Below are 19,447 nucleotides of genomic sequence, written 5' to 3'. Positions count from 1 at the left end.
CCCGGCGCCACGCCTCACCCCGGCGTCACGCCTCACCCCTTCGACGACATCCAGTGGAAGAGCCCCATCGCCACGCTGGTCGCCAGGTTGAAGCTGGACACCCCCGGCTGCATCGGCACCGAGACCAGGTGGTCCGCCCGCGCCCTGAGCTCCGCCGAGACGCCGTGCCGCTCGGTGCCGAAGGCGAGCAACGCGTCGTCCGGGAACGGCAGCGTCCGGATGTCCGCCCCCTCCGGGTCCAGCACGTACAGCGGCCCGGCGGGCAGCTCCGGCAGGGCCAGCCGCTCCACCGCGGTGGCGAAGTGCAGGCCCGCGCTGCCCCGCAGCACGTTCGGGTGCCAGGGGTCCAGGTCGCCGGTGGTCACCACCCCGGTGGCGCCGAAGCCGGCCGCCAGCCGGATCACCGCCCCGACGTTGCCCAGGTTGCGCGGGTTCTCCAGCAGCACCACCGGCGCCGGGCGCGGACGCCGCGCCAGGGCCGCCAGGTTCGCCTCGACGGAGGGCCGCACGGCGAGCGCGACCACCCCGGTCGGGTGCAGCCGGGGCGCCAGCGTCCGCAGCCGCGCCTCGGGCAGTTCCACCGCCAGCGCGTCCAGCGCCGGCACGACGTCCGCCGCCAGTTCCCCGGCCAGTGCCAGCAGCGCCGCCCGGTCGGCGGTCAGCACCCGCCGGACGTCCCCGCCGAAGCGCAGCGCGTGCTTCAGCACGTGGAACCCGTCCAGCAGGACCGCCCCCGGCTCCCGCTCCCCCGCCCGCCACGCCCGCAGCACCTCGTCGTCCATGGCGTTCACTCTGCCACCCCGCCCGGGGCGGGCTCGCCGGGGCGGCCGGCGGCGGCGATCACCTCGTCGAAGCCGAGCGGCGGGCCCGCCGGGCCGGCCGGCTCGGCGGCCAGCCCGGCGAGCGCGAGGTCCAGGTGCCGGTGGACCAGCGAGCCGTCCGCGTCGAGCGCGGCCAGCGCGCCCGGCAGCGGGCGGGACACCCGGACACAGAGGAGCACCAGGTCGCCCATCCCCACGTCGGCCCGCAGCCGCCCGGCGTCCTGGGCGGCGCGCAGCAGCACCTCGACCGCGGTGACGGCGCCGCGGCGGACGGCGACCAGGTCCTCGTCCACCACCAGCCGTTCCAGCAGCACCACGATCGCCGCGCCCATCCGCAGGTCGGCGGCGGCGTGCACGAAGCGGCGCAGCGCCCGGTAGGGGTCGGCCTCGGTGAGCCGGGCCCGGTCGGCGGCCTCGGTGAGCCGGGCCAGCAGGTCGGTGACCAGCGCGCGCACCAGCGCCTCCCGGTCGGGGAAGCGCCGGTAGAGGGTGGCCGGGCCGACCCCGGCCCGCCGGACCACGGCGTCCAGCGGGGCGTCCGGGCCCCGTTCCAGGAACACCTCGCAGGCGGCGTCCAGGATCCTGCGCCGGCTGCGTTCCGCGTCGGCCCTCATCGGCAACTCCCTAACCGGAGAAATTCTCTCCCCCTATGCTAGCGTCAGCCAAGCGGAGAAAATCTCTCCGTATCGTTGAGGAGCCGAGGAGCGACGCCGTGAGCACCACCGCGAGCACCACTGTGCTGGCCGTCCACACCGACATCGACGGCACCCGCCACCCGCGCGAGGCCGTCCTCGCCTGGGAGCTCGACCGCGCCCGCGCCGCCCTGCGCCTGCTCAAGCAGCGCCTCGGCGACGACCGGATGCGCGACCTGCTCACCCCCGACACCACCGCCGCCGACACCGCCCTGGCCGCCTGGGCCCGGGCCTCCGGCGGCCGGTGGCGCACCGCCGTCACCGAGCTCACCACCGCCGGCATCGACGCCGCCCGCTTCCTCGCCTGGTGGCAGGGCCGCCTGCAGGCGGCCGACCGGGACGCCCTGCTCACCGCCAACCCCGAGCACTACCTGGCCGACCCCACCGGCGACCGGGTCGAGATCATCGAGACCCTCGGCACCGGCCCGGCCCGCTTCTTCCTGCGCTTCCACGACGACGTCCCGATCGCCGGGCCCGGCCACGAGGCCTTCCCGGTCCGCATCGGCGGCACCGGCACCCTTGCCGACGGCACCGAGGTGCTGCGGGTGATGCACGAGTTCGCCGACACCCCGGACGGCCTGCGGATCCGCCTCACCGTCCAGTTCCCCGCGGCCGCCCCCGAGCTCCTCGGCACCGGCCACCAGTGGCACTTCGCCTGCGAGTTCGCCAACTGGGTCGAAGCCGCCGCCCGCACCGCCTGACCCCGGCCCGGGGACCGGCCTACCGCCGGTCCCCGGGCCTGCGCGGCTCCGGCCCCCGGATGTCCTCCCGCCCCCGCAGCGCCCGCTCCAGGTCCTTCAACGCCTGCCCCAACAGCCGCGTCGCCGCCCGCACGACGTCCCGCTGCACCCCCGCCGGCGCCTGCGCCAGCCGATCCTCCAACCGCGCCTGCGCCTCCCGCACGGCGCCGAACTCCACCGGCTGCCCGGTGAGCAGCGCCGCCCCCGCCAGCGCGGTGGCCAGCCGCAGCTCCTCCGCGTACTCCGCCGTCCCCGGCACCGGGTCCGCGTCGGCGGCCGGCAGGTGGGCCTCCAGCAGGACGGCGACCCGCCCGAGGTGCCCGACGGCCGCCCGGGCCCGGTCGACCTGGCGCCGGTTCACCCCGGGCAGCCCGGAGGCGTGCCGACCGGGTTCGGCGTCGGCGCGCTGCATGGCCTGGAGCAGCTCGGAGCGGGCCTCCCGGGAGTCCAGCAGCGCGGTCCGCACCGCCCGTCCACGCGGCGCGGCCGGGTTCTCGTAGCAGGCGATCACCGCGCCCGCGTACCGCCCGGCGGCGGCCAGCCACTCGGCCAGCCGTTCGCCGAGCCGGGCGGTCTGCCAGGTGGGGAAGAGCGCGTACGTCACCAGAGCCACCGACCCGCCCAGCAGCGTGAGCCCGACCCGCTCGAACGCGGTCGCGAGCGGGTCGCCGGGCTGCAGGCCGAGCAGGAACACCACGTACGAGGAGATGCCGACGGTCATCAGCGCGTACCCGGTCTTCAGCGTGAGGTACGCCCCGCCGATGCAGAGCACCGCGAGCGCGGCCAGCACCCACTGGCCGGGGTGGGTGAGCTGCACCACCAGGGTGGAGACGGCGACGCCGACGACGGTGCCGGCCAGCCGGGCGACGCCCCGGCTGTAGGTCTGGGCGAAGTCGGGCCGCATCACCATGGCGGCGGTCATCGGCGCCCAGTAGCCGTGGTGGAACCCGATGAGCCGGGCCAGCAGGTAGGCGACGGTGACCACCCCGGCGAGCCGCACGGCGTGCTGGCAGACCGCCGAGCGCGGCTGGAGCTGGCGCTGCACCGAGCGCAGCGCGACCGGCAGCATCCGGAACAGCGGCGGCTTGTGCAGCGCCCCGCCGGCCCCGACCACCGGGGTGCTGACGGTGTCCTCGTCGCCGCGGTCGAGGGCGTCGGAGGCCTTGCGCAGCAGACCGGCGAGCCGCCGGGACGAGCGCCGGGCGGCTCCCTGCAACCGGGGGCCGTCGACCGGCGGAGCGAGCGTCAACGACGGTGCTGAGCGCGTCAGTTGGACGGGATCACCGGTGCGGATGGCCCGGGCGAGGGCGTCCATGGCCTCCGCGGCGGCGGCCAGGACCTCGCGGGCCCGGTCGCGCTCCGGCCCTTCGGCGGGGGCGCCGACCTTGGGGTCGGCGAGCGCGGCGAGGGTGGGCCGGATGCGTTCGGCGAGGCCGCGCAGGCCGCGCAGTTCGGGCGGCCGGTGGCGGTCCTGCCAGGGGGTGAGCGCCGCGGCGTGCCGGGCGGTCATGAACGGCGCCGGGTCGACGTGCGCGGTCGGGTCCTGACGCAACCGACGTGCGTAGTCGGCGAGTTCGGCATAGGTGTCGGCGAGGGCGTCCCGCTGGGCGGTCCAACTGCCGATCGGCCAGAGGGTGATGACGACGGCCTGGACGACGCCGCCGAGCGCGCAGATCAGCCCGTGGCCGAGGGCCGCGAGCACGCTGACGGGGAGTTGGACGACGATCAGCATCACCGAGACGGTGTTGGCGGCGACGATCCCGGCGGTCGGCCCGATCGCCCAGGCCAGCCCGGCGCCGAAGGCCCAGACCGCGAGCAGCACCGGGAAGAGGCCGGTGACCCCGGCGGCGAGGTAGCCGAGGAAGGTGCTGGTGCCGAGTCCGAGGCCGGCCGCCACGGCGAGGCTGGCCCGGGGCCGGAAGCTGCGCTGGAAGGTGGCCGTGCCGGCGATGAAGGCGCCCATGGCGGCGGAGGTGGCGAGGGCCGGCCCCCCGATCGCCAGGGTCGGGAAGAGCACCAGGGCGACGGCGACAGCCCCGCGGACGGCCCGTTTGGGGTCGGTGAGCGCCCGGTCGAGGGTGAGCCCGGTCCGCGCGGTGTCACGAAGGGCGTCAAACCAGGACATGGCGGTCAGCCTAGGGCACGCCCTGAGCCACCGGCACCCGTGGCCGCCGAATCCGCCGCAGCCGCGCCGCCAGCCAGAGCAGCGCGCCGGTCGGCAGGAACACCGCGTCCGCCGCGATCATCGCGAGCGAGAACACCGGCAGCCCGAGCAGCAGCGCGATCCCCAGGTGCTCGGCCGTCATCACGGCCAGCAGCACGTTCTTGACCCGCCGGTTGAACAGCGTGAACGGGAACGCGACCTGCACGACCACCGTGCCGTACGAGATCAGGAAGACCGGCAGCAGCGCCGAACCGACCAGCGCGGACAGCCCCGGCCAGGGCGTGAAGTAGTCCAGGTGCAGCGGGTAGTACAGCGCGGTGCCGTCCTGCCAGCGCGAGCCCTGCACCTTGTACCAGCCGGCCGTGGCGTAGATCAGCACCACCTCGACGGCGATCACCAGCATCGCGCAGTTGTGCACCATGTTCGCCAGCGCGTCGAGCACCGCGCGCGGTTCGCCGTCCGGCCGCAGCCGCCCGAGCGTCCACCAGAGCCCGGCCACCACCCAGAGCCCCCAGAACAGCGGCGCCCAGCCGACGTACGGGAAGGTCCGGGCCGTCCAGGTCAGGCTCTCCCCGGCGAAACCGCCGAACTGACAGGCCGCCAGGACGGCGCCGAGCACCGCCCAGAGCACCACCCCGCCGCGCCCGGACCGGGCCCGTCGAGCGTCCAGTGACCAGACCTCGGCGCAGCGGGTGAAGACCAGGTAGACCGCCATCAGGTGGACGACGTTGTCGCCGCCGTCGCCGAGGAAGACGTTGCGGTTCTGCAGCGACAGCACGGTGACCAGGAACAGCACCGTGCTCGCCCTGGTCCGCCAGCCCAGCACCACCGCGACGGCGGCCAGCACCGCCAGGTGGTAGACCAGCTCGAACCAGGGCCGCCCGCCGAACCACGGCAGCACGGTGAACGCCCCGTTGTCGGACAGCAGGCGCTCGGCCAGGTCCATCGACCAGGGCGACCGGTCGCCGTACAGCACCCGCCGGTGGGGCCATTCGCGCAGCAGGTAGGCGAGCCAGACCAGCCCGAAGCCGATCCGCACCACCGCGGCCTGGTGGCGGCCGAGCGCCCGCCCGGTGAAGGCCGCCATCGCCCGGGCGGCCGACTCGGCCGGGCCGGGCCCGCGCGGCGCCGGACCGGGCCAAGGGCCGGCGCCGACGCCGGGGTCGGCCGACTGCCCGACCTGGCGCGGGATGCCCTCCAGCCGCCCCGGCCCGACCGGCTGCGAGACCTCCGGCGACACTTCTGCGGACGCCTGCGCGGACACCTCTGCCGACGCCTGCGCCGACGTCTCCGGCGACACCTCGCTCATCCGAGCCCCCGGTAGTCCTCGTCGCCCACCGGCCACCAGGGCAGCTCTCGCACCCGCGGCGCCGGCGGCGCGGCCTCGCCGCTCCAGGACGGCGGCGGGACGGTCGCCGCGGTCACCCGGAACTCGATCTCCAGGATCCGCTCGCCGTCCACCTCCCGACCGATCCGCTGCAGGGCGATCCGCTTGAGGTACTGCTCGGCGAGCTTGCCGCGCGGGTTGGTCAGCGCCTCGTCCTGCGGGTTGTGCGAGCCGTCGTAGAAGTCCCAGGCCCGGCGCAGCAGGTTCTGGTCGACGTGGCTGGGGGCGGGGTTGCCCCGTATCGCGGCGAGGTCCTGCGCGGTCAGCCCGGTCCAGTCACGGGTGCGGGTGGTGCCGTCGTCGACGGCGGTGCGCACCCGGGCGTCCAGACTGACGTTCTGCTGCAACGGGTTGGGCGCGAACAGCTTCCAGTTCTGCTCGAACTCCGGGTACACCAGGCCGTCGACCTCGTCCCGGTACTGCCGGGACACCGAGTTGGCGGGCGCGACGTGCAGGAACACCGCGGCGAGGAAGAGCCCGGTGCCGACGACCAGCACCGCCCCGGCCAGGCCGAGCACGAGCTGCGCGGGCGTCGACCAGACCCGTCCGGCGGCCGGGCGGCCCGTCGTCTCCGGCATGGTCTCCCCTGCCCGGTCGGCGCGCCGCCCGGGCCCGTCCCCGCGCGGTCGCGCGCCCATCCTGCCCTACCGGCAGGCATCGGCAGTTCGAAGACGGCGCTAGAGCACGAAGGCGTCCTGGCCGGTGCTGCTCACCATCGGACGACCCGCGCCCTCCCAGGCGTACATGCCGCCGTCCACGTTCACGGCGTCCCGGCCCTGCTGCACCAGGTACTGGACGACCTGCGCGGAGCGGCCGCCGACCCGGCAGAGCACGTACAGCTTCCCGTCCGGCAGCTCGCCGATCCGGGCGATCACCTCGCCGAGCGGGATGTGCAGCGCGCCGTCCACGTGGCCGGCGTCCCACTCGTCCTGCTCGCGCACGTCCAGCAGGACGGCGTCGGCGGGCACGGCGGCGGCGGTGGCGGAGGGGATCTGCGCGAACATCGTGTGGCTCTCCTGGTGGGGGTTCCTCCCGGCCGAAGGCTGGGGGAGGGTCGGGTCGGTGCCATTGTCGCCCACCGGCCGCCGGTGGCCGTCGCCCGCGGCCGGGCCACCGAGCAGCCGCTCCAGCTCGGCCTGCTGGGCGGCGGCCTTGGCGAGCAGTTCCTCGGCGAGCTGCTCCAGCAGCCGGTCCGGGTCCTGCGGGGCCAGCGCGAGCAGCTGGCCCATCGGGGTCTGTTCCAGCCGGACCTGCTCGGTGGCGGTCTCGGTGATCTTGCCGGTCAGCCACTCCAGCCGGCGGCGCAGCCACTCCAGCCGGTCGGGGGAGTCGGCGGCGGGTGCGGCCTCGGGCGCGGTGGACCACTCGGCGGCCAGGCCCTCCAGCGCGGCGGCGTCGCCGAGCGCGTAGGCCTCGTTGACCCGGGTCAGGAACGCGGCCCGGCGCTGCTGCTCGGCCGGGTCGGTGCTGAGGTCGGGGTGGGCGCGGCGGACCAGCTCGCGGTAGACCCGCTGGGCGTCCCGCCCGGGGCGCACCCGGGCCGGCGCGGCGGGCGGCGGGGCCGCCTCCTGCTCCCGGACGGAGTCGAACAGCGCGTCCAGGTCGGGCAGTTCGTCGACCTGGCGGCGGGCCTCGGCGGCCCGGCGGAGGTCCTCGGGGCGCCCGGTCCGGGCCGCGACCGCCTCGGCGACCAGCGCCTCCAGCTCGTCCAGCCGGGCGTAGAGCGGGCCGAGCAGCTGATGGTGGATCAGGGCGAAGTTGTCGATCTCGACCCGCAGCGTCTGCACGTCGACGTCCATGCTGAGCCAGGCGAGTTCGGCGGCGGCGACCCGCTCCTCCAACTCCTGCTGCTGCGGGTCCGTCCAGCGGACGGGGCTCTGCGCGGTCACTTCTCGCCTCTGTCTCGTCCGGCCGGCTGCGTCCTGCGGAGCCGCCTCGCGGGGTGGCCCGGCCTGCCACCCTACCCTCGTGCGCGAAAGCCCCGTCCGGGTGAACGAGGAGTGCGAACCGGCGCGCGCTGCGCGACACGCAACCGATCCTGAGGAATCTCCCCGTTTCGCTATCGAGCCCGGCCCGGTCCGTGCTTCGCTGGTACCCACACAGCGTGCCTTCCTCCGGAGAGACGGCCGCCTCCAGGTGTGGCGGCCAGGCGGGAGCAGACCGAATCCATGGTGGCCGAGTCCAACTCCACACCGCGTCCGGCGGACGCCGAGACCGTGCCGGGCGACCACCCGACCGGCGTGGCCGCCCTGGTCCGGCTCGCCCTCGTCCTGGTCGACCGGACCGGACGGATCGCCCAGTGGAGCCGGGCCGCCGAGGAGCTGTTCGGGCACCGCGCCGAGGTCGCCCACGACCGCCCGGCCAGCGGCCTGCTGCCCGCCGTGGAGCCGTTCGGCGCCCCCGGGCAGGCCACCGGGCCCGTCCTGCGCCGCCGCTGCGACGCCCTGGACACCCTGGCCGCACTGACCGCGACCGGCCGCCCCTGGGCCGGCCAGATGGCCGTCATCGACCGCGAGGAGCACCTGCGCGACGTGCTCTGGTGGGCCTACCCGCTGCCCGACCCGCCCGGCGGCCTGCTCGCCCTCGCCGCCGACGCCCGGCCGCTGCGCACCGCGGGGCCCCGGCTCGCGCTCGGCGAGCGGCTGCTGCCGTTCGCCGCCACCCCACCCGCCCGGGGCGGCTTCCACCGGCTGGGCGCGGCCCTGACCCCGCCCGGCCGGCTGCGCGCCGGTCTCCTGCCGGCCGACCAGCTGGCCAGGCTGCTGCCGGCCGGCTCGGCCGACCGCCGGGCGCTGCTGCTCGACGTGCTGGACCAGGCCGGTCTGCCCGCGCTGCGGCTGGACCCGGCGACCGTACTGCCGGTCCTGCCCGCGGACCCGCAGGCCTCCGCCGCGCACGCCGCCGCCGGACTCGGCCGCCGCTACCCGACCGCCCAGCAACGCGCCGCCCGGGTCGGCCCGCCGCCGCAGCCCGAGCAGTCCTCGCCCGCGGCCCGAACCGTCCGGGGCCGGCCGTCCGGCCCGCTGCCGGCCCAGCGCGAGGCCGCCGAGCGGTCCGCCGCCCAGCCCACCGGCGCCCCGGCGGGTGTTCCGTCCCTGAGCACCCCGGCCCCGACCGCCCTGTCCCAGGCCGTCCCGTCCCCGACCGGAGGAGGACCCGCCATCGAGCCGGCCGCCGTCGAACCGCCCGCCACCGGCCACCCGGCCCGCCGCGCCGATCAGGCACTTCCCGCCCAGGCCCCGGGCGACGCCGAGGGCTGTCCGCCCGGGCGGCTGGGCCCGTTCCTGACCAACGGGCAGGCCGGCGAGCAACTGGCGCTGCTGAACGAGGTCGGCGGCAAGGTCGGCACCACCCTGGACCTCGGCTTCACCGCGCACGAGCTCTGCAAGGTGCTGGTCCCCCGGGTCGCCGACTTCGCCTGCGTGGACCTGGTGGACGGGCTGATCTCCGACTCCGAGCTGCCGGTCGCCCGGCCGGACGACGACACCATGCTCCGCCGGGTCGCCCTGGTCTACAACGAGACCAGCGGCGCCTGGGACCACGTGCTCTCCGAGGGCTCGCTGGTCAGCATGCCGCGCCGCACCCCGCCCGGGATGGCCCTGCAGCTGAACCAGCCGGTGCTGGTCCCGGTGGTCAGCGCGGACGTCGCGGTCGACTACGCGATCGCGCTCGGCGGGGCCCGGCTGGCCCCGGTGGTCACCGGCCGCTCGATGCTGGTGGTGCCGCTGTCCGCCCGGGGCACCGTGCTGGGCATCCTCAAGCTGCTCCGGCTGCCGGACCGCGCGCCCTTCGACGAGAGCGACGCCGCCACGCTCAAGGAGCTGGCCGTCCGGGCCGCGCTCTCGCTCGACAACGCCCGGCTGCACCGCGCCGAGGCCAGGGTGGCCACCACCCTGCAGCGCTCGATGATCCCGACCCGTCCGCCGCAGATCCCCGGCGTCCAGATCGCCCACCGCTACCTGCCGGGGGACCCCAAGGCCGAGGTCGGCGGCGACTGGTTCGACGCGATCCAGCTGCCCGGCAGCCGGGTCGCCCTGGTGGTCGGCGACGTGATGGGTCACGGCCTGCACTCGGCGGCCGCGATGGGCCGCTTCCGGACGGCCATGCAGACCCTCGCCGCACTCGACCTGCCGCCCGGCCAGCTGCTGCGGCACCTGGACAACCTGGCCCACAAGCTCGGCGACGACCACCTCGCCACCTGCCTGTACGCGGTCTACGACCCGATCAACCGGACCTGCGAGCTGGCCAGCGCCGGCCACGTCCCGCCGGTGCTGGTCCACCCGGACGGCTCCGGCGAGCTGCTGGAGATCCCGGCCGGCGCACCGATCGGGGTCGGCGGGGTGCCGTTCGTGGCCAAGACCATCGACGTCTCGGACGGCTCGATGCTGGTGCTGTGCACGGACGGCCTGGTCGAGGTCCGGGGCGGTGACATAGGGGCGGGCCTGGCCGCGCTCTGCGGCAACCTGATCGACCCCCGGCAGAGCCCCGAACAAGCCTGCGACGTCGTGCTCAAGCGGCTGCACTCGGACGACCGGAAGGACGACGTCGCCCTGCTGGTGGCCCGCTTCGACGGCGTCGCCCCGTCCGAGGTGGCCACCTGGGACCTCACGGTGGACCACCGCGAGGTGCGCCGGTCCCGCTCACTGGTCCGCGAGCAGCTGGCCGGCTGGCACCTGGAGGCGCTCAGCGACATCACCGAGCTGCTGGTCAGCGAGCTGGTCACGAACGCCGTCCGGGTGGCCAGGGACCGGGTCCAGCTCCAGCTGATCCGGGTGGACAAGCTGCTGGTCGAGGTCAGCGACGACAACCACAACCTGCCCTCGCTGGAGCCGGCCGAGCAGCTCGGCGAGACCGGCCGCGGCCTCACCCTGGTGACCAAGCTCGCCGAACGCTGGGGCACCGCCCGCAAGGCGGTCGGCAAGGTCGTCTGGTTCGAACTCCCCCTGCCGCACGCCTGACGGCCGGACCCGGCGCCGGTCAGGGGGTGACCGCGCCCGCCGCCCCGCGCCGGGCCTCCACCGCGACCTCCCGCGAGGCGACCGCGGCCACCGAGGTGGCGGCGCCGACCCCGTTCAGCACCCGGGGCCAGAAGTCCCCGAACACCTCGACCGACACGGCGAGCAGCAGCGCGGTGATCACCGCGACCACGTGCTCCAGACCGGCCAGGTTCGGCAGCACGACCGCCTCGCCGACCATCGTGGCCACCACCAGACCGGCGGTGAGCCAGGCCCGGCAGCGGAACGCGATGCAGATCGCCAGCGCCACCACCGCGGCCGACGGCCCGGTGTCCCGCACGTAGGCGACCCACTTCGGGAAGCCGAACACGTGGCCCGGGCCGAGCGCCACGCCGATCCGGGCGAACAGCGTGCCCGCCAGGGTGCAGGTGTAGGCCACCACCAGGGTCATCCGCCGGCCGAGCACGATCTCGGCGATGCCGAAGACCACGAACACCTGGGCCAGCGCGCCCCAGACCGGCAGGTCCAGCGCCGGCACGTACAGCGACAGCGGCGTCCGCAGCAGCGAGACGTCCAGCGGCAGCGCCGCCTTCACCACCCCGATGTGGTTGACGAAGCGCTCACCGCCCGGCAGATGCTGGGTGATGCTGAACAGCAGGATCAGAAACGTCGCCGCCGTGGCCATCGGAACGGCGGCGAACTTCCGCCGCACCACCGCGTCCCGGACCGTCCCGTACAACGTCCCCCACTCGGCGACAGCGGCCGATCTGGCTACTGCCAGCGGCCCCTTTCGCACGCCCCCCGCGTGGGTCCTGTCAATCACAGCCGTTTCTCCTGAATCCCCGTACTTTCCCAACTACTCCAACATTAGAAGCCTCTTAACAAATCCACATCGGCATTGATGGGGAGCAGGGTCATCCTCTGGGGGGAGGGATATCCCCGATCCCACCCCCATCCGGCTGTCCGGTCCCCTCCGCCCCCCGGCGGAGGGCTACCCCTTCCCGTCCCGCGCCGCGACCGGGAGGCGGGGCGCCACCATGGCGGCCCCGGCGTGCCGACGGCGGAACAGGGCGGGCAGGCTCGGCGCGACGATGAAGCCCTCGGCCCGCGCACTCGCGATGCCGATCCGCGGAATCTCACTGCTCTTCTCGAAGAGCAGGTAGCGGGGCTCCCAGATCGGCCGGTACTTGGCGTTCGCCCGGTACAGCGACTCGATCTGCCACCAGCGCGAGAAGAAGCCCAGGATGGAACGCCACAGCCGCAGCACCGGACCGGCGCCGAGCCGCGAGCCGCGCTCGAAGACCGAGCGGAACATCGCGAAGTTCAGCGACACCCGCTTCAGCCCGACCTCGTCGGCGCGCTGCAGCAGCTCGATGACCATGAACTCCATCAGGCCGTTCTCGGTGTCCCGGGCCCGGCGCATCAGGTCCAGCGAGAGCCCGTCCGGGCCCCACGGGACGAAGCTCAGCAGCGCCTTGAGCTCGCCGTCGCCGTCGTGGCACTCCAGCATCACGCAGCGGCCGTCGCCCGGGTCGCCGAGCCGGCCGAGCGCCATCGAGAAGCCGCGCTCGGTCGCCCCGTCGCGCCACTGGTCGGCCTTGGCCACCAGTTCGGCCATCTCGCGCTCGGGGATGTCCTCGTGCCGGCGGATCCGCACCGTGTACCCGGCCCGCTTGACCCGGTTGTACGCCTGGCGGACCACCCGCATCGCCCGGCCGTCCAGCGAGAACTCGTCCAGCTCGACGATCGCCTCGTCGCCCAGCTCCAGCGCGTCCAGCCCGTGCCGGGCGTAGATCACCCCGGCCTCCTCGGAGGCGCCCATCACGGCCGGCGCCCAGGCGTGCTCGCGGGCCTCGGACAGCCAGGCGTCGATCGCGCCCGGCCAGGCCTCCGGGTCGCCGATCGGGTCGCCCGAGGCGAGCGAGACCCCACCGATCACCCGGTAGGTCACCGCCGCCTTGCCGCTGGGGGAGAAGATCACCGCCTTGTCCCGGCGCAGCGCGAAGTAGCCGAGCGAGTCCCGCTCGCCCTGCTTGTCCAGCAGCGAGCGCAGCTTCGCCTCGTCCTCGGGGTTCAGCAGCTCCTTGCCGCGCGGGCTGCGGAAGGCCACGTACAGGACCAGCAGGAAGAGCACCGCGCCCATCGCGTTGATCGCCGCGTTCACCCAGGTCGGCGCGGAGATCACCGAGCGCAGGTGCTCGGTCGGGGTGATGGTGATCATCCGGCCGACCGAGTACCGGAAGAGGTCCCAGAAGTCGGCCCCGCCCAGCCCGTTGGTCATCCAGACCAGCAGTGCGCCGACCCCGCCGCCGAACAGCAGCCCGGCGACGAACGCGGCGGCCGCGGTCTTCGGGTTGGAACGGTCGCCCTTGGAGGTGAACTCCTTGCGCCCGACCACCAGCGACAGCACGAACAGGCAGGTCAGCACGGTGGAGATGTAGTTGAGCGGGTGCCGGTTGAAGTGCTCTCCGGGCAGCACCATGACCGCCAGGTACAGCAGCGCGAACAGGCTGGACAGCGCCATGTTGAAGATCCAGGCGGCCCGCTTGCGACGCCGCATCGCGACGGCGAGGAAGATCGACAGGACCGCGCTGGCCAGGCCCGCGGTCATCAGGTACGGGGTGAAGTACTCACCCTCGTTGTGCTCGGTCACCTGGTCCCGGAACGGCACCAGCAGCACCGTCGCCACGTTCAGCAGCGCCAGCAGCCTGAGGTACCAGACGGAGGCCACGGCGGCCCTCGGACGCCACCGGGCGAGCACGCCGACGGGCCGGGGCCCGGTGGACGTGGCGGACGGCTCCGACTTCACAGTGGACGACACAGCTCAATTCCAAACGATCAGATGGTGGGGCGCATCCGCACACGGCCCGGCGCCGGGCGCCCGCACGGGCCCGACGGACTGACCGGCGGCCCTCACCTCGACCGGGCGCCCACCGCGTGGAGCAGGCCGACAAAGGGCAGCCAACTCCATGGTTCCCCACCCGGCCTGAGAATTGCGTGAACCGGGTAGCGGATTCCCACCCCCGCCGAACGGCGGGGGTGCAGACCCGCCATCCGTTCGGCGCCCCGCCCCGGCTACCCCTACTCTCGAAACGACCCGCGCGGACCGCCCGAGCCCGGCCGCCCGAACCGAGGAGGCACCATCACCGACACCCGCGTGCTGATCGTGGACGACGAGATCCTGGTCCGTTCCGGCCTCGGCCTCATCGTCGGCTCCGCCCCCGATCTGGAGGTGGTCGGCGACTGCTCCGGCGGCCAGGCCGAGGAGCTCGTCCAGAGCCTGCGCCCGCACGTGGTGCTGCTCGACATCCGGATGCCGGACCTCGACGGCATCTCGGTGCTGCGCCGCCTGCGCGCCCTGCCGGACCCGCCCGCCGTGGCGATGCTCACCACCTTCGACACCGACGAGTACATAGGTACCGCGCTGCGGGCCGGCGCCGCCGGCTTCCTGCTCAAGGACACCGCCCCCGAGCAGCTGGTGCACGCCGTCCGGGTGCTCGCGGCGGGCGGCAACATCCTGTCCCCGACCGTCACCCGCACCGTGATCGGCGGCTACGTGGACGGCGGCGGCCCGGACGCCGAGGCCACCTCGCTCGCCCGCACCCTGACCGGGCGGGAGCTGGACGTGCTGGCCCTGCTCGGCGAGGGCCTGTCCAACGCCGAGATCGCCGACCGCCTCTTCCTCGGCACCGGCACCGTCAAGGACCACATCAGCGCGATCCTCGGCAAGCTCGGCGCGGCCAACCGGGTCCAGGCGGCGGTGCTCGCCCACCGGGCCGGGCTGGTCCGGCCGAAACCCGGCGACGGGGCATGACGACCACCGAACAGCTGCCGTCCAGACGGCTCCCGGCCTGGTGCACCGCACCCTGGCTGATGCTGCTGCTGCCCGTCCTGTACTCCCTGCTGGACGCCGCCCTGGTCGCCCGGGGCACCCCGTGGTGGCAACTCGCACTCTCCGCGCTGGCCGCCGTCTCACTGTTCTGGCGCCGCCGCTTCCCGGTGGCGGTGCTGCTGCTCACCATGCCCGGCAGCTACGTCGACGACATCTGGCTGGCCCCGATCACCGCCGTGTACACGGTGGCCGCCGAGCGCCCCCGCCGCCGGGTCGTCATCCCCTGCGCGACCCTGTTCACGCTGGTCGAGTTCTTCCACTGGCCACTGTCCGAGCAGACCCTCGAACTGAGCCGGGACACCGCGCTCTACGCCATCCAGTCGGTGATGCTGGCCGCCGGCCCGGCCGCCACCGGGCTGCTCTCCCGCACCCGGCGGGAGCTGGCCGCCCGGCTCGACGAGCTGACCCGCGGCCAGGAGCGGGAGAGCCGGCTGCTCGCCGAGCGGGTGCTGCTCGACGAGCGCGGCCGGCTCGCCCGCGAGATGCACGACGTGGTCTCGCACCAGGTCAGCCTGATCAGCATCCAGGCCGGCGCGCTCCAGGTGAGCACCGGCGACCCGGCCGCCGCGACCACCGCCCGCACCATCCGCGAGCTGGCCGTCCGCACCCTCGACGAGCTGCGCCAGATGGTCGGGGTGCTGCGCGGCACCGCCGGAGCGCGCCCCGACGCCCCGCTCGCCCCGCAGCCCCGGCTGGCCGACCTGCCCCGGCTGATCGCGGAGAGCGGGCTGGCCGCCGACACCGAACTGAACCCCGGTGACCGCCCATGGCCGGAGGCGGTCGAGCGGGCCGCCTACCGCACCGTCCAGGAGGCGCTCACCAACATCACCAAGTACGCGCCGGAGGCGGCCGTGCACGTGAAGGTCCGGGCGAAGGGGCGCCGGCTGCGGGTCGAGGTGCGCAACGACGCACCTCCGGTCCGCCCGGCCGAGACGCTGCCGGGCGGCGGCCACGGCCTGGTCGGCCTGCGCGAGCGCGCCCAGCTGCTGGGCGGCACCCTCACCGCCGGCCCCACCCAGGACGGCGGCTTCGAGGTCCGCGCCGAGCTGCCCGCCACCCGTTCCTGATCCTGTGTGGCACCGCACTCGAAACCGCGGACGGAACAACGAGAAAGCCCCGCAGATCCGTAGATCTGCGGGGCTTCGCTGTGCGCGAGGGGGGAGTTGAACCCCCACGCCCTTTCGGGCACTGGAACCTGAATCCAGCGCGTCTGCCTATTCCGCCACCCGCGCATGGGTGTCGTCTTCGTTGCCGACCGATCTTCGGAACCGCTCGGTACCATGTGGTCTTCGCGTTTCCTTGGAGCGGCTTCCCTTGCGGGCGGCCCTTCCGACGTGGAAAACAGTAGCACGACCCGGGGGGCCGCTCCGAATCCGTTCTTCGGCGGGACGAACCGCATCCGAACGGATGCACGACGAACGGGTGAGCGGGGGATGGGAGCCCGTCCGGGCGGGCACACCTGGCGTGCCGTACCCGGTATGCGTCACCCTGTGTGTCCGAGCCCACCCCCGGGCACCACGCTGTCCGGGAACCGTACGGAAGGGCCCGGCGTGGATACGATCAGTACGGAAGTACCGCAAGTAGGCACGACCGACTCCCGGGTGGGATCCGGTCGGCAGGCAGGCGAACGAACCCTGGAAGGGGGTGCCCCATGGGAGTGCTGAAGAAGTTCGAGCAGCGACTTGAGGGTCTCGTCAACGGCACCTTCGCCAAGGTGTTCAAGTCCGAGGTCCAGCCCGTGGAGATCGCCGGGGCGCTGCAGCGCGAGTGCGACAACAACGCGAGCATCTGGAACCGCGACCGCACCGTCGTGCCGAACGACTTCATCGTCGAGTTGAGCCCGCACGACCACGAGCGGCTCAGCCCCTACTCCGGGCAGCTGGGCACCGAGCTGGCCGGCATGGTCCGCGAGTACGCGGAGGCCCAGCGGTACAGCTTCATGGGCCCGCTCCAGGTGAACCTGGAGAAGGCCGACGACCTGGACACCGGGCTGTACCGGGTGCGCAGCCGCACCCTGGCCGCCGAGGAACCGCAGCAGTACGCCCCGCAGCAGCCCGGCTACGACCGCCAGCCGGCCGCCCCGGCCCCCGGCGCACCGTGGCAGCAGCAGGGCGCCGGCCAGTTCAACGCGCCCCCGCCGCCACCGGCCGCGCCCCCGGCGATGCCCCCGGGCCCGCCCGCGACGTCCGGCGGCAACGTCCGCGCGTTCCCCGGCGCCGGCCACGGCGCCTCGGTCCGCCGCTGGATCGAGGTGAACGGCGCCCGCCACCAGATCACCGGCGCGGCCTGCGTGCTCGGCCGCTCGACCGAGGCGGACGTGCGGATCGACGACCCCGGGGTCTCCCGCAAGCACGCCGAGATCCGCCCCGGCACCCCTTCGATGGTTCTCGACCTGGGATCCACCAACGGCATCGTGGTGGACGGCCAGCACACCCAGCGCGCTACGCTCCGCGACGGCTCCCGCATCGTCGTGGGCTCCACCACCATCGTCTACCGACAGGTCGAAGGGTAGTGTCCGAGTTGTTCGCGCGCCTCGCTCACCGACAGGCGGGCCGGCCATGTCAGAACTGACCCTCACGGTCATGCGGCTGGGCTTCCTGGCCGTGCTGTGGCTGTTCGTCATCGTCGCGATCCAGGTGATCCGCAGCGACCTGTTCGGGACCAAGGTGAACCCCCGGTCCTCCCGTCGCGGCGCTGCTGCGCCCTCGGGCGGTGCCGCCACCACGGCCGCCACCGGGCGCGCCACGCCCGCCCCGGCCGCCGCTGCCGCGGGCCAGACCCAGGGCGGTGGCCGCCGCCGCGGCGCCCCGACCCAGCTCGTGGTGGTGCAGGGCTCGCTGGCCGGCACCACCGTCGCGCTCCAGGGCCAGACCATCACCCTGGGCCGTGCGCACGACTCCACCATCGTGCTGGACGACGACTACGCGTCCTCCCGGCATGCCAGGATCTATCCGGATCAGACTGGGCAGTGGACGGTCGAGGATCTAGGCTCCACCAACGGCACCTATCTGGACCGGCAGCGCCTGACCGCGCCCACCCCGCTCCAGCCGGGCATGCCGATCCGTATCGGCAGGACCGTCATCGAACTGCGGAAGTAGTAGCGCATGAGGGACAGCATCCCGTCCATGACCCAGAGGGGGGCACAGGTCGCATGACCCTGGTGCTGCGCTTCGCCGCCGGCTCCCACAAGGGACTGATCCGGGAGGGGAACGAGGACTCCGGCTACGCCGGGCCGCGGCTGCTGGCCGTGGCCGACGGCATGGGCGGCGCGGCGGCCGGCGAGGTCGCGTCCTCCGAGGTGCTCGGCTCGATCGTCCGGCTGGACGAGGACGTGCCGGGCGCCGACCTGCTGACCCTGCTGGGCAACGCCGTCCAGGGCGCCAACGACCGGCTCCGGCAGATGGTCGAGGAGGACCCGCAGCTGGAGGGCATGGGCTGCACGCTGACGGCCATGCTCTGGACGGGCCAGCGGATGGGCCTGGTGCACGTCGGCGACTCCCGCGCCTACCTGCTGCGCGACGGTTCGCTGGTGCAGATCACCCAGGACCACACCTGGGTGCAGCGCCTGGTCGACGAGGGCCGGATCACGCCGGAGGAGGCCGAGACCCACCCGCAGCGCTCACTGCTGATGCGGGCGCTCGACGGCCGCGGCCAGGTCGAGCCCGACCTGTCGATCCGCGAGGTCCGCGCCGGCGACCGCTACCTGATCTGCTCCGACGGCCTCTCCGGCCCGGTCAGCCACCAGACCCTCCAGGACACCCTCGGCAGCTACTACTCGCCCGAGCAGACCGTGCAGGAGCTGATCCAGCTCGCGCTGCGCGGCGGCGGTCCGGACAACATCACCTGCATCGTGGCGGACGTCATCGACGTCGGTGCCACGGACACCATGAGCGGCCAGTTCAACGACGTCCCGGTGGTGGTCGGCGCGGTCGCCGACACCCCGCCGTCCTCGACCGCCGCGGACCGCTCGATCGCCGACACCCCGGCCGGCCGCGCGGCCGGCCTCGGGCGCGCCCCGCAGGGCGCCTTCGGCCCGGCCGAGGGCTACGAGGCCGGCTACGGCGCCGCCCAGGGCGGCTTCGGCCCCGCCGAGGGCTACGAGGGGGAGTACGACGGCTACGGCTCCGGCGAGCCCTCGGTGTACGGCACCGAGGAGTTCGACGAGGAGGCGCCCCCGAAGCGCAGGCGCCGGGGCCTCACCGTCTCGCTCGCCGTCCTGGTCACCCTCGGCCTGCTCGGCGGCGCCGGGTTCTTCGGCTACCAGTGGACCCAGGACCAGTACTACGTCGGCGAGGACGGCGACCACGTCGCGGTCTACCAGGGCATCAACCAGAACCTGGCCGGCCTGAGCCTGTCCTCGGTGCACACCTCGTACAAGGACGTCGAGCTCCGGTACCTGCCGCAGGACCAGCGCGGCCACCTCAGCAAGACCATCTCGGTCGGCAGCCTGAACGACGCCAACACGACCGTCCAGGAGCTCGACGGCTGGGTCAAGCTCTGCAAGAAGGTCGCCGACGCCCGGGCCAACCCGGCCGCGCAGGGCACCCCCCAGACGACCCAGGCCACCCACGCCACGTTCCTGGCCGCCACGCCCACCCCGGGCGAGAAGACCCGCGGCCCGGCGGCGGCGGCCCCCACCAGCACCCCCCAGGCCACCCCCACCCCGACCGCCCCGAGCACGCCGGCCCCCGCGCCGAACGCCACCGCGCCGAACACCGGCTCGGCCGGCGAGCTGCCCGGGCTGACCGAGGAGGAGCGCAGCCGGGCCGACTCCTGCCCGAAGCAGTGACCTCCGT

General features: G+C 74.4%; 15 protein-coding genes and 1 tRNA gene. 7 read left to right on the top strand and 9 right to left on the bottom strand.

From position 1 onward, the window contains the following. Positions 1 to 32: 32 nt before the first annotated feature. On the bottom strand, positions 33 to 782 hold the full coding sequence (locus ACIO5E_RS08240) for a TrmH family RNA methyltransferase (RefSeq protein WP_400664933.1): 750 nt from the start codon (positions 780 to 782) through the stop codon (positions 33 to 35). Positions 783 to 787: 5 nt separating this feature from the next. Further along, a complete protein-coding gene (locus ACIO5E_RS08235) occupies positions 788 to 1,435 on the bottom strand; it encodes a TetR family transcriptional regulator (protein ID WP_400664932.1) in 648 nt (215 codons plus the stop codon). A 98-nt stretch (positions 1,436 to 1,533) separates the two neighbouring features. On the opposite strand from ACIO5E_RS08235, the gene ACIO5E_RS08230 reads away from it, so the two are divergent. Continuing rightward, a complete protein-coding gene (locus ACIO5E_RS08230; protein ID WP_400664931.1) occupies positions 1,534 to 2,214 on the top strand; it encodes a hypothetical protein in 681 nt (226 codons plus the stop codon). Between the two features lie 19 nt (positions 2,215 to 2,233). On the opposite strand, the gene ACIO5E_RS08225 is transcribed toward ACIO5E_RS08230, so the two are convergent. From ACIO5E_RS08225 to ACIO5E_RS08210, 4 genes are all read right to left on the bottom strand, one after another. Further along, positions 2,234 to 4,378 carry an FUSC family protein gene (locus tag ACIO5E_RS08225; RefSeq protein ID WP_400664930.1) on the bottom strand — a complete coding sequence of 715 codons (2,145 nt, stop codon included), beginning with the start codon at positions 4,376 to 4,378 and terminating at the stop codon, positions 2,234 to 2,236. A gap of 10 nt (positions 4,379 to 4,388) precedes the next feature. Then, complete coding sequence (locus ACIO5E_RS08220; protein ID WP_400665358.1) at positions 4,389 to 5,504, bottom strand: HTTM domain-containing protein; 1,116 nt, start codon at positions 5,502 to 5,504, stop codon at positions 4,389 to 4,391. A gap of 218 nt (positions 5,505 to 5,722) precedes the next feature. Then, a complete protein-coding gene (locus tag ACIO5E_RS08215; protein ID WP_280673922.1) occupies positions 5,723 to 6,382 on the bottom strand; it encodes a DUF5819 family protein in 660 nt (219 codons plus the stop codon). 99 nt (positions 6,383 to 6,481) lie between these two features. Beyond that, entirely contained in the window at positions 6,482 to 7,693 is a 1,212-nt protein-coding gene (locus tag ACIO5E_RS08210; protein ID WP_400664928.1) for a rhodanese-like domain-containing protein, read from the bottom strand. A gap of 279 nt (positions 7,694 to 7,972) precedes the next feature. Between ACIO5E_RS08210 and ACIO5E_RS08205 the strand changes: the two genes are divergently transcribed. Further along, positions 7,973 to 10,762: a SpoIIE family protein phosphatase gene (locus ACIO5E_RS08205; protein ID WP_400664926.1), complete on the top strand. Its 2,790-nt coding sequence runs from the start codon at positions 7,973 to 7,975 to the stop codon at positions 10,760 to 10,762. A gap of 19 nt (positions 10,763 to 10,781) precedes the next feature. On the opposite strand, the gene ACIO5E_RS08200 is transcribed toward ACIO5E_RS08205, so the two are convergent. Together ACIO5E_RS08200 and ACIO5E_RS08195 are read right to left on the bottom strand one after the other, a co-directional pair. Beyond that, positions 10,782 to 11,582 carry a hypothetical protein gene (locus ACIO5E_RS08200; RefSeq protein ID WP_400664925.1) on the bottom strand — a complete coding sequence of 267 codons (801 nt, stop codon included), beginning with the start codon at positions 11,580 to 11,582 and terminating at the stop codon, positions 10,782 to 10,784. 168 nt (positions 11,583 to 11,750) lie between these two features. Continuing rightward, on the bottom strand, positions 11,751 to 13,580 hold the full coding sequence (locus tag ACIO5E_RS08195; protein ID WP_400664923.1) for a phosphatidylglycerol lysyltransferase domain-containing protein: 1,830 nt from the start codon (positions 13,578 to 13,580) through the stop codon (positions 11,751 to 11,753). 342 nt (positions 13,581 to 13,922) lie between these two features. Between ACIO5E_RS08195 and ACIO5E_RS08190 the strand changes: the two genes are divergently transcribed. After that, positions 13,923 to 14,573, top strand: coding sequence for a response regulator (locus ACIO5E_RS08190; RefSeq protein WP_400665356.1), 651 nt, complete (start codon positions 13,923 to 13,925; stop codon positions 14,571 to 14,573). Continuing rightward, positions 14,570 to 15,718 (top strand): sensor histidine kinase, encoded by a 1,149-nt coding sequence (locus ACIO5E_RS08185; RefSeq protein ID WP_400664921.1) that lies wholly within the window; start codon positions 14,570 to 14,572, stop codon positions 15,716 to 15,718. Before ACIO5E_RS08190 ends, ACIO5E_RS08185 begins: the two co-directional genes overlap by 4 nt. 81 nt (positions 15,719 to 15,799) lie before the next feature. Here ACIO5E_RS08185 and ACIO5E_RS08180 read toward each other — a convergent pair. Continuing rightward, a tRNA-Leu gene (locus tag ACIO5E_RS08180) sits at positions 15,800 to 15,883 on the bottom strand. A 419-nt stretch (positions 15,884 to 16,302) separates the two neighbouring features. Between ACIO5E_RS08180 and ACIO5E_RS08175 the strand changes: the two genes are divergently transcribed. Genes ACIO5E_RS08175 through ACIO5E_RS08165 form a run of 3 tightly spaced genes read left to right on the top strand, consistent with a single transcriptional unit; the run spans position 16,303 to position 19,440 of the window. Then, positions 16,303 to 17,163 carry an FhaA domain-containing protein gene (locus tag ACIO5E_RS08175; RefSeq protein ID WP_400664919.1) on the top strand — a complete coding sequence of 287 codons (861 nt, stop codon included), beginning with the start codon at positions 16,303 to 16,305 and terminating at the stop codon, positions 17,161 to 17,163. Between the two features lie 46 nt (positions 17,164 to 17,209). After that, positions 17,210 to 17,749, top strand: a complete 540-nt coding sequence (locus ACIO5E_RS08170; protein ID WP_400664918.1) for an FHA domain-containing protein — start codon at positions 17,210 to 17,212, stop codon at positions 17,747 to 17,749. Positions 17,750 to 17,802: 53 nt separating this feature from the next. Beyond that, positions 17,803 to 19,440, top strand: coding sequence for a PP2C family protein-serine/threonine phosphatase (locus tag ACIO5E_RS08165; protein WP_400664917.1), 1,638 nt, complete (start codon positions 17,803 to 17,805; stop codon positions 19,438 to 19,440). The last annotated feature ends 7 nt before the right edge of the window (positions 19,441 to 19,447 follow it).

The sequence above is a fragment of the Kitasatospora sp. NPDC087314 genome, assembly GCF_044744365.1.
GTDB lineage: Bacteria > Actinomycetota > Actinomycetes > Streptomycetales > Streptomycetaceae > Kitasatospora.
The sequence above is the reverse complement of the archived record's forward strand: the minus strand, read 5'-3'. Positions and strand labels throughout refer to the sequence as shown.